General features: G+C 67.5%; 14 protein-coding genes. 9 read left to right on the top strand and 5 right to left on the bottom strand.

Annotated elements, in window-relative coordinates; genetic code table 11:
• Window positions 1-43: 43 nt before the first annotated feature.
• The 6 genes from nrdI to RBS60_RS15060 all read left to right on the top strand — a co-directional run bounded on the left by nrdI (window position 44) and on the right by RBS60_RS15060 (window position 6900).
• Entirely contained in the window at window positions 44-529 is a 486-nt protein-coding gene (nrdI, locus tag RBS60_RS15085; protein WP_307958392.1) for a class Ib ribonucleoside-diphosphate reductase assembly flavoprotein NrdI, read from the top strand.
• 23 nt (window positions 530-552) lie between these two features.
• Window positions 553-2673 (top strand): class 1b ribonucleoside-diphosphate reductase subunit alpha, encoded by a 2121-nt coding sequence (gene nrdE / locus RBS60_RS15080; RefSeq protein ID WP_307958418.1) that lies wholly within the window; start codon window positions 553-555, stop codon window positions 2671-2673.
• A gap of 37 nt (window positions 2674-2710) precedes the next feature.
• A complete protein-coding gene (locus RBS60_RS15075) occupies window positions 2711-3499 on the top strand; it encodes an NUMOD3 domain-containing DNA-binding protein (protein WP_307958391.1) in 789 nt (262 codons plus the stop codon).
• Window positions 3492-4466 (top strand): class 1b ribonucleoside-diphosphate reductase subunit beta, encoded by a 975-nt coding sequence (nrdF, locus tag RBS60_RS15070; RefSeq protein WP_307958390.1) that lies wholly within the window; start codon window positions 3492-3494, stop codon window positions 4464-4466. Before RBS60_RS15075 ends, nrdF begins: the two co-directional genes overlap by 8 nt.
• 218 nt (window positions 4467-4684) lie before the next feature.
• Window positions 4685-5635, top strand: coding sequence for a hypothetical protein (locus RBS60_RS15065; RefSeq protein ID WP_307958389.1), 951 nt, complete (start codon window positions 4685-4687; stop codon window positions 5633-5635).
• A 113-nt stretch (window positions 5636-5748) separates the two neighbouring features.
• Entirely contained in the window at window positions 5749-6900 is a 1152-nt protein-coding gene (locus RBS60_RS15060; RefSeq protein ID WP_307958388.1) for an FUSC family protein, read from the top strand.
• Here the strand turns inward: RBS60_RS15060 and RBS60_RS15055 are convergent.
• Complete coding sequence (locus RBS60_RS15055; RefSeq protein ID WP_307958387.1) at window positions 6897-8351, bottom strand: MFS transporter; 1455 nt, start codon at window positions 8349-8351, stop codon at window positions 6897-6899. The two genes, RBS60_RS15060 and RBS60_RS15055, sit on opposite strands and share 4 nt — an antisense overlap.
• A gap of 101 nt (window positions 8352-8452) precedes the next feature.
• Here RBS60_RS15055 and RBS60_RS15050 point away from each other — a divergent pair, with 101 nt between their 5' ends.
• Both RBS60_RS15050 and RBS60_RS15045 read left to right on the top strand, forming a co-directional pair.
• Complete coding sequence (locus RBS60_RS15050; protein WP_307958386.1) at window positions 8453-9286, top strand: thioesterase family protein; 834 nt, start codon at window positions 8453-8455, stop codon at window positions 9284-9286.
• Between the two features lies 1 nt (window position 9287).
• Window positions 9288-10067: a lipoyl protein ligase domain-containing protein gene (locus RBS60_RS15045; RefSeq protein WP_307958385.1), complete on the top strand. Its 780-nt coding sequence runs from the start codon at window positions 9288-9290 to the stop codon at window positions 10065-10067.
• A gap of 102 nt (window positions 10068-10169) precedes the next feature.
• On the opposite strand, the gene RBS60_RS15040 is transcribed toward RBS60_RS15045, so the two are convergent.
• The 3 genes from RBS60_RS15040 to RBS60_RS15030 all read right to left on the bottom strand — a co-directional run bounded on the left by RBS60_RS15040 (window position 10170) and on the right by RBS60_RS15030 (window position 11698).
• Complete coding sequence (locus tag RBS60_RS15040; protein WP_307958384.1) at window positions 10170-10430, bottom strand: mycoredoxin; 261 nt, start codon at window positions 10428-10430, stop codon at window positions 10170-10172.
• 97 nt (window positions 10431-10527) lie between these two features.
• Window positions 10528-11172: an NAD(P)-binding domain-containing protein gene (locus RBS60_RS15035; protein ID WP_307958383.1), complete on the bottom strand. Its 645-nt coding sequence runs from the start codon at window positions 11170-11172 to the stop codon at window positions 10528-10530.
• 10 nt (window positions 11173-11182) lie between these two features.
• A complete protein-coding gene (locus RBS60_RS15030; RefSeq protein WP_307958382.1) occupies window positions 11183-11698 on the bottom strand; it encodes a universal stress protein in 516 nt (171 codons plus the stop codon).
• A 180-nt stretch (window positions 11699-11878) separates the two neighbouring features.
• Between RBS60_RS15030 and RBS60_RS15025 the strand changes: the two genes are divergently transcribed.
• Window positions 11879-15100 carry an HAD-IA family hydrolase gene (locus RBS60_RS15025; protein ID WP_307958381.1) on the top strand — a complete coding sequence of 1074 codons (3222 nt, stop codon included), beginning with the start codon at window positions 11879-11881 and terminating at the stop codon, window positions 15098-15100.
• Here the strand turns inward: RBS60_RS15025 and RBS60_RS15020 are convergent.
• A complete protein-coding gene (locus RBS60_RS15020) occupies window positions 15084-15827 on the bottom strand; it encodes an SOS response-associated peptidase (RefSeq protein WP_307958380.1) in 744 nt (247 codons plus the stop codon). The genes RBS60_RS15025 and RBS60_RS15020 overlap by 17 nt on opposite strands.
• Window positions 15828-15836: the final 9 nt, after the last annotated feature.

Here is a 15836-nt window from a genome sequence, read left to right as displayed (position 1 = left end):
CCTGCCCCACCACTCAGCTTTTCCCACAAGGGGGTGCGCTCAAATGGCCTCCCAGGTCATCGCCGCGAGTGACGTCGGGGCGCAGGGCTCGGACCCCGCGCCACGCCTGACGTCGGCGCGACTCATCTACTTCTCGTCTGTCTCGGGCAACACCCGCCGTTTTGTGGGCAAGCTCGGTCTCGAGGCAGAGCAGATCCCGCTCCACTTACACGACGCGCCACTCCGGGCAACGGAGCCGTTCGTGCTGGTCGTCCCGACATACGGCGGGACTGGCGGAGCGGGGTCCGTGCCCAAACAAGTCATCAGATTCCTCAACGACCCGCAGAACCGGGGCCTCATCCGGGGCGTCATCAGCGCGGGCAACACGAACTTCGGGGACAACTACTGCGCTGCAGGCGACATCGTCGCCGTTAAGTGCCACGTTCCCCACCTCTACCGATTCGAACTCATGGGCACGCCCGAAGACGTGGCCCGGGTCACCGAAGGATTGGACGCATTTTGGACACGACTCTCGCTTCCCCTGCAGTAGCAGCGACGGCAGATCCGAAGGAGCTGCCCGCGAAGTACAAGGGCCTCGGCTACCACGAGCTCAATGCCATGCTGAACCTGTATGGCGACGACGGGAAGATCCAGTTCGAGGCGGACCGCTACGCGGCGCGCCAGTACTTCCTCGACCACGTCAACACCAACACGGTGTTCTTCCACGATCTGGACGAGAAGCTCGAGTACCTGATCAAGAAGGACTACTACGAGCGCGAGACGCTTGACCAGTACACGATGAACTTCGTCCGCGACCTGTTCGGCCGGGCCTACAAGAAGAAGTTCCGCTTCGAGACGTTCCTCGGCGCGTTCAAGTTCTACACCTCCTACACGCTCAAGACGTTCGACGGCAAGCGCTACCTCGAGCGCTACGAGGACCGAGTGTGCATGGTTGCGCTCCACCTTGCCCGGGGTGACGAGCAGCTCGCGACCCAGCTCGTGGACGAGATCATCTCGGGCCGCTTCCAGCCGGCCACACCCACCTTCCTCAACGCCGGGAAGAAGCAGCGCGGCGAGCTCGTCTCGTGCTTCCTCCTGCGCATCGAGGACAACATGGAGTCGATCGCGCGCGGCATCAACTCGGCGCTCCAGCTCTCCAAGCGCGGCGGCGGCGTCGCCCTCTCGCTGACGAACATCCGCGAGCACGGCGCGCCGATCAAGCAGATCGAGAACCAGTCCTCGGGCGTCATCCCCGTCATGAAGCTCCTCGAGGACTCCTTCTCGTATGCGAACCAGCTCGGCGCACGCCAGGGCGCCGGCGCCGTGTACCTGCACGCACACCACCCGGACATCTACCGCTTCCTCGACACGAAGCGCGAGAACGCTGACGAGAAGATCCGCATCAAGACACTCTCGCTCGGCGTCGTCATCCCGGACATCACGTTCGAGCTCGCGAAGAAGAACGAGGACATGTACCTCTTCTCGCCGTACGACGTCGAGCGCGTGTACGGCAAGCCGTTCTCCGATGTCTCGGTGACCGAGAAGTACTACGAGATGGTCGACGACGCGCGGATCAAGAAGACGAAGATCAGCGCCCGCGAGTTCTTCCAGACCCTCGCGGAGATCCAGTTCGAGTCGGGCTACCCCTACATCATGTTCGAGGACACGGTGAATCGGGCCAACCCGGTGGCCGGCAAGGTCACCATGAGCAACCTGTGCTCGGAGATCCTGCAGGTCTCCACGCCGAGCGTGTACAACGAGGACCTCTCCTACGCGAGCGTTGGCAAGGACATCTCCTGCAACCTCGGCTCGATGAACATCGCGAGGACCATGGACTCCGAGGACTTCGGGCTCTCCATCGAGACCGCGATCCGCGCGCTCTCGGCTGTGTCCGACATGAGCTACATCGAGTCCGTGCCTTCCGTCGCCGAGGGGAATGCGAAGTCCCACGCCATCGGCCTCGGCCAGATGAACCTCCACGGGTACCTCGCCCGCGAGCGGGTCCACTACGGCTCCGAGGAGGGTCTGGACTTCACGAACATCTACTTCTACACGGTGCTTTTCCACGCACTGCGGGCCTCGAATCGGCTCGCAATGGAGAACGGGCAGGCGTTCGGCGGCTTCGAGAACTCGAAGTACGCCTCGGGCGAGTTCTTCGACAAGTACACCGAGCAGGAGTGGGCCCCGCAGACCGAGAAGGTCCGCGAGCTGTTCGCCAAGGTCGAGGTTCCAACCCCGGACGACTGGCGAGAGCTCAAGGCCTCGGTCATGGAGCACGGCATCTACAACCAGAACCTCCAGGCGGTCCCCCCGACGGGCTCGATCAGCTACATCAACAACTCGACCTCCTCCATCCACCCGGTCGCGGCCAAGATCGAGATCCGCAAGGAAGGCAAGATCGGGCGCGTCTACTACCCGGCGCCGTACCTGACTAACGAGAACCTCGACTACTACCAGGACGCGTACGAGATCGGCTACGAGAAGATCATCGACACGTACGCGGCCGCCACGCAGCACGTGGACCAGGGCCTCTCGCTCACACTGTTCTTCAAGGACACTGCGACGACGCGGGACATCAACAAGGCCCAGATCTACGCGTGGCGCAAGGGCATCAAGACGCTCTACTACATCCGCCTCCGCCAGCTCGCCCTCGAGGGGACTGAGGTGGAGGGTTGCGTCAGCTGTGCGTTGTGAGACTCAACTATCGATTCTTCGAATGAAAGGGTAGGAGATGACGACGGCGACGGGTGGCTTGATCTATGGGATTCGGCTTCGCCACGAGTTCGAGTACCGATATGTAGGACTCACCACCAAGACCGCCCGCGTCCGTCTACGTCAGCATGTCAAGGTCGCTTCGGAAGGACGAAAGACCCCTTTCTACGATTGGTTGCGAAAGCAGAATGCGTCGGAATTGGCGGTTGACGAACTGGATTGGATTGAAGGTCTCGACGCATTGGGGACCGCCGAGATCGATTGGATTGCCTATCTCAGACTCGAAGGCGATCGGCTCCTCAATCTCTCCGAAGGCGGGCTCGGGCCAACCGGAGTGGTCTGGACGGACGAGATGCGCGAGGCCGCTCGAATCCGGTCGACCGGTCGCAAGGGGCTTAGCCGCCTTGGAGAAGCAGCGCCCTTCTATGGCAAGAGTCATTCCGCTGAGCAGAAGAAGAAGTGGTCCAGGGAACGCAGAGGCCAGAATGCCGGGCACACGAATCCGAACTTTGGGAAGTTCGGGTTGGAGCACCCTAGCTTTGGGCACGTCATGCCGGAGGAATCCCGGCGTGCATTGTCCGAGCAGCGCACAGGCGCAGGGAATCCAAACTATGGCAGAACGGCCTCCGCGGAGACGAAGGCTAAGATGTCCGCCGTTCGCAAGGGCGTCCCTATGCCGTCGAGCCGCCGGAGCGCTCACACGCGCCACCACACGAACAAAGGTGTCACCAAGGACACCTGTCAATACTGCATCGAGGATGCAGCCAAGCTCACGATGAGTGAAGAAAGAGACAGCCACCATGAGTGACAAGCTCAAGCTCCTCGATCACGTCCAGGCGATCAACTGGAACCGCATCCAGGACGAGAAGGACGTCGAGGTGTGGAACCGCCTCGTGAACAACTTCTGGCTGCCCGAGAAGGTGCCGCTCTCCAACGACGTGCAGTCGTGGGCCACCTTGACCCCGCAGGAGCAGCAGCTCACGATGCGCGTGTTCACGGGTCTGACGCTCCTGGACACGATCCAGGGGACGGTCGGCGCCGTGTCGCTGATCCCGGACGCCATCACCCCGCACGAGGAGGCCGTCTACACGAACATCGCCTTCATGGAGTCTGTCCACGCGAAGAGCTACTCGTCGATCTTCTCGACGCTGTGCTCGACCAAGGAGATCGACGACGCGTTCCGCTGGAGCGTCGAGAACGAGAACCTCCAGCGCAAGGCGCACATCGTCATGGACTACTACCGTGGCGACGAGCCGCTCAAGCGCAAGGTCGCCTCGACCCTGCTTGAGAGCTTCCTGTTCTACTCGGGCTTCTACCTGCCCATGTACTGGTCCTCGCGGGCCAAGCTGACGAACACCGCCGACCTCATCCGCCTCATCATCCGCGACGAGGCCGTGCACGGCTACTACATCGGCTACAAGTTCCAGAAGGGACTCGAGAAGGTCTCCGAGGAGAAGCGCCAGGAGATCAAGGACTACACGTTCGAGCTGCTCTTCGAGCTGTACGAGAACGAGGTCCAGTACACGCACGACCTGTACGACTCGGTGGGACTGTCCGAGGACGTCAAGAAGTTCCTGCACTACAACGCCAACAAGGCCCTCATGAACCTCGGTTACGAGGCCATGTTCCCCTCGTCGGTCACGGACGTGAACCCGGCGATCCTCTCGGCGCTGAGCCCGAACGCGGACGAGAACCACGACTTCTTCTCTGGGTCCGGTTCGAGCTACGTGATCGGCAAGGCCGTGAACACGGAAGACGAGGACTGGGACTTCTGATTCTTTCCTTCTTCTGCAGCAAGCGCTGATCACACAACAGGAGGAGGACGACGGCGGGAGGCCCCCGTCGTCGTCCTCCTCCTTCCGCGCTGGGCCGGTTGCGTCCCGGCGTCAGGTGAATCACGATGAGCAGGAGCGCGGCGGTCCCGGCGACGGCCATGATGGCATCGTTCGTCTGCGTGTCGTCGCCGCGCACCAAGGGACCTATGATGCGTGCCATGGAGCTCGATGATGTGGCCGCCGAGTTGTACGCGCTCCCGCCCGGAGCGTTCACCGCGGCCCGCAATCAGCGGGCCAAGCAGGCACGGGCCGAGGATCAGGCCCTTCTGGCGAAGCAGATTGCCCGCCTTCCCAAGCCATCCGCGGCCACCTGGGCGCTCAACATGCTCGCCAGGCGCCGCGTTGATGAAATCTCCCAGGTCCTAGACCTCGGCGCCGAGCTGCGCGACGCCCAAGAGGATCTCGACCCCGCGCGGATGCGTGAGCTGAGCCAGCAGCGCTCGAGGCTCCTGAGCGCCGTCGTGAGGGATGGCCGTGCCCTCGCCTCGGACCTTGGGGTGAAGATCAGTGAGCCCGCGGCCTCCGAGATGGAGCAGACGCTGCGCGCGGCCATGACGGATCCACGGGCGTCGGAGGCCCTTCGGAGCGGGCTGCTCGTGCGGACCTTCACGAGCAATGGCCTCGAGCCAGTGGACCTCACGGGTGCCGTTGCAGTGCCGGGCGCGTGGCCAGAGCAGCCCGCAGCCGCGGAGGGCGACGGGTCGGCGTCGATCGTGGTGCCTACGCGAGCTCGGCGCCCGGGCTCCGAGAGCAAGGCCCACGCGGACGATACGGGTGTGGACAAGCTTGCAGTGCGGGACGAGGCGAGGCGGCACGAACGCCAGGCGGCAGAGGCAGAGCTCGCGGAGGCTCAGCGGAGCCTCGACGACGCCGAGGCAGAGCTCGCCGACGCGGAGCGTGAGGCAACCGAGGCCGCCGAGCGGCGGGCCCGACTTGCGGCGGAGCTCGAGAGCCTCCGGAACCGGGCCGCCGAGCTCGAAGTGGAGGCGGCGTCCGCCGAACGCGAGGCTGGGGCCGCGGAGCGCGCGCGCAGGCTCGCATCGCGTCTGGCAGAGCAGGGACGCCGTGCGGTGGCCCGGGGGCGCGAGCGCCTCGGCCGCCTGTCCTGAGCTGTTGAGGAGGTCCAGCTCAAGGGGACAGCCACCGCCTCGGAGACAGGTGGTGCAGTGAGCGACGAGGGGACGGACTCGACCTACCGCGCGGGGGGTGCAAGGCTTGGCTCATGGCCGCCAGCTCCCCGCGGGACAGGTCCAGTGCGCGCGCGTTTCTGGGCCCGTCCCTCTCCGCCGTCCGCTCAGGACTGCGCGAGGCCGTCTCGATAGAGCGGCTCATGCTGGCCGCGAAGACCGCCCTCGCCGCGGGGCTCGCATGGTTCGCCGCGCAGCTGATGCCGGAACCCATCTCGCAGTATCCGTACTACGCGCCCCTCGGCGCTCTCGTGAGCATGTACCCGACGGTGGCGGACTCCCTGCGTAAAGGCCTCCAGAGCCTCCTAGGTCTGGCCCTCGGCATCGGGGTCGCGATGGTCGTGGCAAGCTTCACCGAGACGAGCGCGCTCGCCATAGCAGTGGTGATCGGCTTCGGCGTGCTGGTCGGGGGTCTTCCCCGGATGGGCACGGCGCGGGATTGGGTTCCTCTCGCTGCACTGTTCGTCCTCGTTGCCGGCGGCGGCCGCCGCGAGGACTTCTCGCTCGCCTACCTCGGGCAGATGGGTGTGGGGGTCGCGATCGGGTTCGCGGTGAACTGGCTGGTCTTCCCGCCCCTGCGCTACAGCGCCATCACTCCTGCCTTCAGAAGGCTCCGCCACACGCTTGGCGATCAGCTCGATGAGATGGCGCTCGCGCTGAACGAGTCATCGCCACAGAACCATCAGGACTGGGCCAGTCGCGAGGAACTCCTCGCGGAGACCGCTTCTCGGGTCCGACGCGTGGTCGAAGCCGCCGAGGAGAGCGCCAGGGTGAATCCGCGACGCTGGCGCCGCCGCCGGGATCTCGCGGCGGACCTCGCGGATCTGCGCGCCGTCGAGCGTTCGACCTTCCAGGTCCAGGACATCACGGACCTCCTATCCGGCGTGATCGGTGGGGAGGACGAGTCGTCCGCGATCCCAGTGGACGTGATGCCGCGGCTCGGGGACGCTCTCTCCGCCACCGCTGATGTGCTGCGCGCGTGGGGTGAGTCCGATTCCCTGCCGGACGTCCTAGCCCGAGCCGAAGGCACGATCGATGCCGTCAGCCGGACCTACTACGAGGCGGCAACGGCCCACGGGGCGTCTGTCAGCGTGGCTGCCGCGGTCTCCCTGTCACTGGCCCGGATCATCCGCGTTGTCCGCAGCAGGGAGGAGGGGGAGCACCCGGACACGAGGCGAGTTGGCTAGGCGCCCGGTCGCGTGGATCGGGACGCCGTCTCAGCGGCGTCTGAGACGCGGCGCCCGTCGCGGGGCATGGCGAACACGGCAAAGCCCACGAGTACGGCCACGACGACCACGGTGAGGAAGACCGCCGCCGACGCCGGCACGATCGTTTCGCCCTTCGCCTCGCCGGCGGGGGAGGAGGCGTAGATGCCGTTGGCGATGGCCCCGAACACGGCGACGCCCAGGGCGCTGCCGATCGAGCGCGAGAAGAGGTTCGTCCCCGTCACGACGCCGCGCTCATTCCATTCGACGCTCGACTGCGCGGCGATGAGCGTAGGCGAAGCGGTGAGGCCCAGGCCCAAGCCGATGGTGAAGCAGCTTGCCGCGACGGCCGCGACGTTCGGTGTGTGGGCCGTGGCCGCCAGAACGGCGGTGCCTGCCACCGCCACCGCGATTCCGATGAGAGCCGTTGTCCGGAATCCTATCCGGAGGTACAGCCGGCCGGACTGGGCGGCGCTGATCGGCCACCCGAGCGTCAGAGCCGCGAGGGCCAGGCCGGCGACCACGGGGGAGACCGAGAGTGCGCTCTCGAGGAACGTTGGAACGTACGAGGTGAGCCCCAGGATCATGGCCCCTACGCCGAAGGAGGCGAGCGTCGTGGTCAGTAGGAGGCGCCGCGAGACGACCCACAGGGGCAGGACCGGCTCGGCGGCACGCCGCTCTGCAATGAGGAACGCCCCGAACAGCGCCGGGCCGAGGACGAAGCAGCCGATGCCCAGCGGCGAGTTCCAGGCCCAGGCCTGACCGCCCTCGAGGGCGCCGAGGATGACCAGGGTCATGGACAGTGTGAGAAGGCCCGAGCCGAGGAAGTCGATCCGGTGCCGCGCGCGCTCCACGGTCTCGTGGAACGTGCGGGCCAGCATCCATCCGGCCAGCACGCACAGCGGGATGTTCACGAGGAAGATGCCGCGCCAGATCCCGAGGGAGGCGAAGACTCCGCCGAGCGTCGGCCCTACCACGGAGGACACCGCCCACACGCTCGCGAGGTACCCCTGCACTCTGGCACGTTCGGCGACGGTGTAGATGTCCCCCGCAATCGTGATGGCCATGGGCTGGACGGCGCCTGCGCCGAGGCCCTGGATCACCCGGAACGCGATGAGTGCGCCCATGGAGCCGGCCAGACCGCAGAGGACCGAGCCGACGAGGAACAGGGCGATGCCGATAAGGACGATCGGCTTGCGCCCGAGCATGTCCGCGAGCTTCGCGTAGACCGGCACCGAGACGGCTTGGGCGAGCATGTAGGCCGAGAACAGCCAGGGGAACGAGGAGAACCCGCCGACGTCGTTCACGATCGAGGGGACCGCCGTCGCGACGATCGTCGAATCGATGGCCACGAGCCCTGTAGTGAGCATGAGGGCCACGAGGATGGGCCCCCGCTCGGACCGGAAGCCGACATCCGCGCGCGTGATGGTCATGCGAGGGGAACCTCCCTTCGGCTCGAATTAGTCCCGCCGACCGCTGGAGATAGTCTGGATGGGGCCGCCCAGCGCGTGGCGGACCCGGAGAGGAGTGGGACGTGACGCAGGACACTGCGCTGAAGGCTGAGCAGGACGGGGTACTGCCGGGACTGGCAGTCGGCGAGTTCTACTACGAGGACCTCGGCGGCGGACGCTTCCGCTCGACGATCCACGCGCAAGGCGCCTGGAATGCCCACGAACAGCACATGGCCCCCGCCTCGGGGATCCTCGCCCACGCGCTCGCCCAGCACGAACCGCGCCCCGATCTGCGGATCGCCCGCATCAGCTACGAGATCCTCGGTCTCATTCACGCTGGCGAGTTCGAGGTTGCCGTGCGCACCGTCCGCCCCGGGAAGACGATCGAGCTCGTCGAGGCCGAACTCACCGCCCGGGGCCGCGTCGCGATCCGCGCAAGCGCTTGGCGGCTCATCACGACGGACAGCTCCGCGGTCGCCGCGGTCGAGGACACCGCAATCCCTCCGGTCGAGGAGTGCGAGCGCTGGGACGGTTCGACGGAGTGGCCTGGCGGCTACATCCGCTCGCTTGAGATGTACCAGGCGCCCCATCATCGCTCCGGGAACGGGACGGTCTGGATCCGGACCGCGCATCCGCTGGTCGGCGGGGCGGAGAGCCCCGACTGGGTGCGCCTCATGGGTCTTGTGGACACGGCCAACGGCATCGCCACGCGCGTCCCGCCGGGACAGGGAAGCTGGGCGTTCCCGAACGTCGACCTGCAGATCCACATGTACCGGGAGCCGCGCGGCGAGTGGCTCGGGATCGACAATGCGGTGTCCTTCGGCGCGGACGGCATCGGTCTGACCTCCTCTGTCCTGCACGATGCCGACGGGCCCTTCGGCCGAGCCGAGCAGATCCTCACCCTGCGCCGGAGCTGACATGGCGGAATGGAATGACGGCGAGAGCGTGCAGCTCGGCCTGGTCCGGGGGAGCGGAGTGCCGGACGGCGGTTCCGGCGCTGAGCGCGCCGCGGCCGAGCTGGCCCATGCCACCGAGCTGCTCGACGAGGTCAAGCGCGGAGTCCGGGGAGCTACCCTCCGCCTCTACCGCCCCCGCCCCACCCTCGCCTTCGGCCAGCGGGACACCCGTCTCGCAGGATTCGATGCCGCGCGGGACGCCGCCCGCGCGCACGGCTTCGAGCCCGTGGTCCGCAAGGCCGGCGGGCGGGCGGCCGCCTACCATGAGGGCACGCTCATCGTGGACCACATCGAGCCGGCGCGCGAGGCCATGGTGGGCCACCGGCATCGGTTCGAGGTGTTCGGCGCCCTCTACGCAGGCGTTCTGCAGGCGCTCGGAGTCGATGCCCGCGTGGGCGAGATCCCGGGCGAGTACTGCCCCGGCGAGTACAGCGTCCACGGGGTGCCCGTCGGGTTCGGCACCGGCACCGCCGTGTCGGGACGCACGACGGCGGCTGGCCGGCTCAAGCTCGTGGGCACGGCCCAGAGGGTGGTCGCCGGAGCCTGGCTCTTCTCCTCCGTCTTCGTGGTGAGCGACGCCGAGCCCGTCAGGGCAGTTCTCACCGACGTGTACCGGGCGCTCGCGCTTCCGTTCGACCCGGCTACCGCGGGGGCGGCCGACGATCTGGTGCCCGGGCTCACCGTCGATGCGGTCGAGACCGCGCTGCTGGCCATGTACCGCGAGCGCGGGGCGGTCGCCTGAGCCGCCACGCGCGCCAGCCAGAGGCCAGACGGGACGTCCACCCGTTGGGTACGACAAAATAAGGGTGCGCACCCAAGGGGTGCGCACCCTCTGGGTGCTGTACTAGACCGAGAGCTTCGCCTTCACCTGCGACGCGGACGGGTTGGTCGCAGCCGAGCCGTCAGGGAAGATCACCGTCGGGACGGTGCGGTTGCCTCCGTTGAGCTTCTCCACGAGCTCCGCCGTGCCGTCGACCTCCTCGATGTTCACCTCGGTGTAGCCGATGCCCTGGGCGTCCAGCTGCTTCTTGAGCCGGTTGCAGTAACCGCACCAGGTGGTCGAGAACATGGTGATCGTGCCGTCGGCGGGGGTGAAGTTGTCCATGCAGGAACTCCTCGGTGTAGGGGGTTACCTCGCGCAACGACTTGCGGCGCAACGGTATTCCCTCACCGCACGGTCCGTGGCGGTGACCTGCACGACTCTACGGCAGGATCCGCAGCGACGTGTCCCAGTTGAAGTTCTCGTGTGCGGGGCTCACCTGGAGGCCGGAGACCAGGAGCATGATGGCCTCCAGCTCCCGGGCGCGGCGAAGCGGCCCGGCATCGATGGGTCGCATCTGCGACCGGGCGACGAGCGCGCTGACCTTCTCCTTGGCGGCCTCGGAGTCTCCTGCGATGAAGACGTCCAGATGCTGGCCGTCCACCGAGCCTGCCTCCAGCGGGCCGGCGTAGACGGTGTTGAAGGCCTTCACCACGTCGGCGCGGCCGTTGACGATCGCGGCGACTTCCTCTGCGGAGGAGGTTCCCGCACGGGTGAGGAGCCGGTCGAAGGTGGACACATCGATGGGGTTGGCGATGTCCACGATCACGCGCCCCTCGATTCCGTCGCCGAGTTCCAGGAGCACAGGGTGGACCTCCCCGTACGGGACCGCCAGGATGACGATGCCTCCCTCGACCGGCGCACCGACGATTCCGCCGGTCGCGCCCGGGCCGAGGGACTCGACGAGGTCGCGGGTCTGGCTGCCATTGCGACCGAGGATCTGCACGGTGCGGTCGGCCCGCAGCGCCGCCCGGGCCAGTGCCCGCGCCATGTGTCCGCTGCCGATGATGGTGATCTGCGCTGTCATCGCTCTCTCCTCAGGCGTCCGTGCTTCCAGCGGGTGTTGTCGCTTTGCCTGCGTCTGCGGCACTGGCCGCCCCTGAGTCTCCGGAGGGATGAAGCACGAGGACGGGACAGTGTGCGTGTTCCGCGCAGGCCCCGCTCACCGAGCCGAGGAGGAGCCCCATGAAGCCCCCGATGCCACGCGAGCCGACGATGAGGAGCCTGGCGTTCCGGCTGTTCTCAATGAGGGTGTGGGCCGCTGGGCCCGAGGCCACCAGAGTGGTGAGTCCCGCAGGGCGAGAGCCTCCGTAGGCGTCCTCGACGGCCTGCTCGAGGATTCCCCGGGCATCGCCCTCGGCGTCCCAGTCCAAGCGCGAGTACGAGGTGCCCGCCCCGGCCACGGGAAACTGCCAGACCGTGGCCGCGGTGATCGGCCCGCCGACGACGGGCTCAAGCCGTGCTGCCCAGCGCAGCGCCTCGACGGAGAGGGGTGATCCGTCCACGCCGACGACGATGCCCGCGAGGGCTGTTCCTGCCTCTGTCCCATTCATGCCACCGAGAGTAGGTTCGCCGGAATGGCTGGGATAGGGCCTAAGGCCACGTAGGGCCCGCCGCCGTGGTCGATCACGGCGAGGCAGGTCCAGCCGCGAGGGCGACCGCCGATGACCTGGCCCTTGCCGTTGCGGCGGCGACTGCCCAAACTGACCTCAGGCGCCGAAAGGAGCCGGGCCATGACCCGATCGCCAACCCTCGAAGCAGCACGCCCCCCGTTCGACGCGGTGATCTTCGACCTCGACGGTGTGGTGACCGACACTGCGGCCGTGCACGAGGCCGCCTGGCGAGAGCTCTTCGACGCAGTCCTGCGTGACCCGCGGGTCCCAGCGGGAACGGATGCCTCGCCGTTCAGGCGGGCCGACTACCGCGCGTTCGTGGATGGGCGGCCGCGCGAAGAGGGCGTTCTCGCGTTCCTCGCCGCACGCGGCGTCGCCGTGCCGCGAGGCGATGCGGGGGATCCCGCGGATCGTTGGACGGCGTTCGGTCTCGGGGCCCGCAAGAACCGGATCTTCCATCGGCGCCTCGAAGCGACAGGCGTTTCGGTGTTCCCTGAGACAGTCGACCTCCTTGGCCGCCTCAGGGCTGGGCGTGTCCCAGTCGTCCTCGCGACGGCTAGCAGGAACGCTCTGGCGATCCTGAGGGCGGCCGGACTCGAGGGCATCTTCGACTGTGTCCTCGACGGCGCCGACGCCGCCGCGGCGGGCTTCGCCGGAAAGCCGGCACCGGATGTCTTCCTCGAGGCGGCGCGGCGGGTCCACGTCGATCCGGGACGCGCCGTCGTCATCGAGGACTCGGTGTCGGGAGTCCAGGCTGCGCGCCAAGGCGGCTTTGGCCTCGTGGTCGGTATCGACCGTTCAGGCCATCGCCCCGAGCTCAGCGACGCGGGGGCCGACGTGGTCCTCGACGACGTGGGAGAGCTCGATCTGGGACTCGTCGTCGCGAACCCGTGGCATCTGGTGTACGAGGGCTTCGACGCGGGCCACGAGGGGCACCGTGAGGCCTTGACGACCCTCGGCAACGGCTATCTCGGAGTGCGCGGCGCAGAACCCGAGAGCGGCAGGGCGGGTCCGGGCTATCCGGGCACCTACCTCAGCGGCATCTACAACCGCGTCGTCAACCGCGTGGAAGACGAGGAGACCGAAGACGAGCATCTGGTCAATGCACCCAACTGGCTCCACTTCGACCTGCGGATCGAGGGCGGAGTCTGGTGGTCCATGGGCGGTCTCACCGTGCGTTCCGAGCGGCGCGTCCTGGACATGCAGCAGGCAGTGCTCATGCGGGAGGCCACCCTCGAGGACGACGGCGGTCGGCGCATCACCGTGGCACAGCGTCGGTTCGTCTCCATGGCACTCCCGCAGCTCATGGCCCTCGAGACAAGCGTGACCGCCGAGGGCTGGAGCGGCCAAGTAACGATGCGCAGCGGCGTGGACCTCGACGTGAGCAACGAGAACGTCCTCGAGGACACGCTCCTCGCGCACCGCCACGTGCGCGACGTGAGCCCTATGGAGGAGACAGCCCCTCCCGACGTCGATGAGGGAACCGGGGAACTTGATGCCACCCTGATCACCGAGGCGGAGACGCTCCAGAGCCGCATCCGCATCGCTGTGGCGCTCCGGAACCGTGTCACGGGGTCAGCGCGCGGGGACGTGAGCGACGGCTGTGTCGGCGCGCTGCATTTCCACGAGTTCGCCCTGCGGCTCGACGACGGACGGCCGGTCCGCCTGACGAAGACTGCCGCGTTCGCGACCTCGAGGGACCACGCCCTCTCGTCGGCCCGCACGGGAGCCGCCGCCGTGCTCCGGCGCTCGCCGGGCACCTTCGAAGAGCTCCTCGCGAGCCATTCTGCAGCCTGGCAGCGCTTCCTCCATCTCTTCACCGTTGAGCTCGATGCTGCTCCCAGCGTGCAGTTCGCCGTCAACCTTCACGTCTTCCACGTCCTCCAGGCCCTCGCCCCGTTCGTCGAAGATCTGGACGTGGGAGTCCCGGCCCGCGGACTGCATGGTGAAGGCTACCGGGGGCACGTCTTCTGGGACGAGCTGTTCGTCCTGCCTATCATCACCTCGCGTCTGCCGGCCGTGGCGAGGGCTCTCATCGCGTACCGCTGGCGGCGCCTGCCCGAGGCACGGCACGCTGCGGCCGGGCTCGGTCTCCGCGGCGCGCTGTTCCCGTGGCAGAGCGGCAGCGACGGGCGGGAGGAGACTCCTCGGTGGATCTTCAACCGAAGGTCCGGCCATTGGATGCCTGACTACTCCCGGCTGCAGCGGCATGTGGGCCTCGCCGTGGCCTTCAACGCGTGGCAGTACTTCGAGGCGACGCACGACAGGTTCTGGCTCCTGCGCCAGGGCGCGGAGCTCATCATCGAGGTCGCGCGGCTCTTCGCATCGATGGCAGAGTACGACCCGCTGGAGGACCGCTACCACGTCCGCGGGGTGATGGGCCCCGACGAGTACCACACGGGCTACCCTGGCCGGCCGTCATCAGGCATCGACGACAACGCCTACACCAATGTCTTGGCCGCATGGGTATGCCATCAGGCGGCCCACCTCCTGCACGTCGTTCAGGGCCACGACCGGGACGACCTCGCCGACCGGCTCCGTATAGAGCCCGCCGAGCCCGAGCTCTGGGCGCGCATGGGCCGGCGGATGTCGGTGCCGTTCCACGGCGAAGGCATCATGAGCCAGTTCGCCGGATACGGCGACCTGGCCGAGCTGGACTGGGACGCGTACAGGGACCGCTACCACAACATCGAACGCCTCGACCTCATCCTCGAGGCCGAGGGGGACAGCACCAACCGGTACCAGTTGGCCAAGCAGGCAGACGCCCTCATGCTGCTCTACCTGTTCGGCCCCACCGAGCTCACAGCGCTGCTCGGACGGCTCGGCTACACCGTCACCGCGGAGCAGCTGGCACGGACAGTGGACTACTACCTCGCTAGGACCGCCCACGGCTCGACCCTCAGCCGGGTGGCGCACTCGTCAGTGCTTGCCGGCATGGATTCGGAACGGGCATGGGACACCTTCTGCGAGGCGCTCGACGCCGACCTCGACGACACCCAGGGCGGCACCACGCGCGCGGGAATCCATCTCGGCGCGATGGCCGGATCGATCGACGTCGTCCAGCGCAGCTTCGCCGGCCTCCGGCTCACGGGCGACGCGTTGATCTTCGCTCCCCGGCTGCCCGACGGGCTGCGCTCGGTGACATTCCGTGTGCGGTACCGGGATCAGCTGCTCGACGTCGACCTGGGGCAGGATCAGCTCCGGGTCTCCTCGGCGAGCGGCGACGCTGGGCCGGTGCGGATCCGGGTGGAGGGCGAGGAGATCCTGCTGCGCTGCGGCACGTCCCACCGCTTCCGCATCCAGGCGGGCCAGCCTCGTCCTTGGCCTACGCCGGCGCGATGAGCTCCGGCCCGTTGTTCCGGACGCTGTTCACAAGGCTGCCCACGATCCGTGGCGTGAGGTGCGGCTCCGGCATCGCATCGATGAGCGCCTTGACGTCCGCCTCGCCCGTCGTCTCCGGGTCGAGCCAGTCCGCCCACATCGCGCGCGGGACGATCACCGGGGTCCGGTCATGGATGTAGCCCAAGGAGTCCGACGCTGGCCCGGTCAGGATCGTGCACGTGCGCACCCACCGCTCGGGGTCATCCGGGGGGAGTGCAGGGTCGGGCCAGTTCTCGAAGAGGGCAGCGAAGGCGAGCACACCGCAGTCGGACGCGTGGAGGAACGTGGGTACCTTCTCGATCTTCACGCCCTTCGCGGCCGCCTCGGCAGCGCCGGGCACTTCACGCTTCTCCCACTCGTAGTACCCGTCCGCGGGAACAAGCGCACGCTTCGACGCGGCGGCCTTGCGGAAGGACGGCTTCTCCGTGACCGTCTCCCGCCGGGCGTTGATGAGCCGCGCGGCCGACTTCGTGTCCTTCGACCACGGCGGAACCAGGCCCCAGCGTGCGGTCACCAGCTTCCGCGAGTGGTCCCCGGACACCTTGTCGCGCCGATCGAGGATGATCGGCACAGGGTCGGTAGGAGCGATGTTGTACGAGGGCTCGAGGGAGTCGACGTAGGTCTCGTCGACATCGAACTCGGCCACGAGGTCGCCCACGTCGCGGGCCATGACGTATCTGCCGCACATGAGGCCATT

This window comes from Sinomonas sp. ASV486 (genome assembly GCF_030908215.1).
Lineage (GTDB): Bacteria > Actinomycetota > Actinomycetes > Actinomycetales > Micrococcaceae > Sinomonas > Sinomonas puerhi.
This window is presented reverse-complemented; position numbering and strand designations above follow the sequence as displayed.

Excerpts from the sequence above, each read along its gene's own strand:
- nrdI (WP_307958392.1), top strand. The coding sequence starts at position 44 with ATGGCCTCCCAGGTCATCGCCGCGAGTGACGTCGGGGCGCAGGGCTCG.
- RBS60_RS15075 (WP_307958391.1), top strand. The coding sequence starts at position 2,711 with ATGACGACGGCGACGGGTGGCTTGATCTATGGGATTCGGCTTCGCCAC.
- nrdF (WP_307958390.1), top strand. The coding sequence starts at position 3,492 with ATGAGTGACAAGCTCAAGCTCCTCGATCACGTCCAGGCGATCAACTGG.
- RBS60_RS15065 (WP_307958389.1), top strand. The coding sequence starts at position 4,685 with ATGGAGCTCGATGATGTGGCCGCCGAGTTGTACGCGCTCCCGCCCGGA.
- RBS60_RS15060 (WP_307958388.1), top strand. The coding sequence starts at position 5,749 with ATGGCCGCCAGCTCCCCGCGGGACAGGTCCAGTGCGCGCGCGTTTCTG.
- RBS60_RS15055 (WP_307958387.1), bottom strand. The coding sequence starts at position 8,351 with ATGACCATCACGCGCGCGGATGTCGGCTTCCGGTCCGAGCGGGGGCCC.
- RBS60_RS15045 (WP_307958385.1), top strand. The coding sequence starts at position 9,288 with ATGGCGGAATGGAATGACGGCGAGAGCGTGCAGCTCGGCCTGGTCCGG.
- RBS60_RS15040 (WP_307958384.1), bottom strand. The coding sequence starts at position 10,430 with ATGGACAACTTCACCCCCGCCGACGGCACGATCACCATGTTCTCGACC.
- RBS60_RS15035 (WP_307958383.1), bottom strand. The coding sequence starts at position 11,172 with ATGACAGCGCAGATCACCATCATCGGCAGCGGACACATGGCGCGGGCA.
- RBS60_RS15030 (WP_307958382.1), bottom strand. The coding sequence starts at position 11,698 with ATGAATGGGACAGAGGCAGGAACAGCCCTCGCGGGCATCGTCGTCGGC.
- RBS60_RS15025 (WP_307958381.1), top strand. The coding sequence starts at position 11,879 with ATGACCCGATCGCCAACCCTCGAAGCAGCACGCCCCCCGTTCGACGCG.
- RBS60_RS15020 (WP_307958380.1), bottom strand. The coding sequence starts at position 15,827 with ATGTGCGGCAGATACGTCATGGCCCGCGACGTGGGCGACCTCGTGGCC.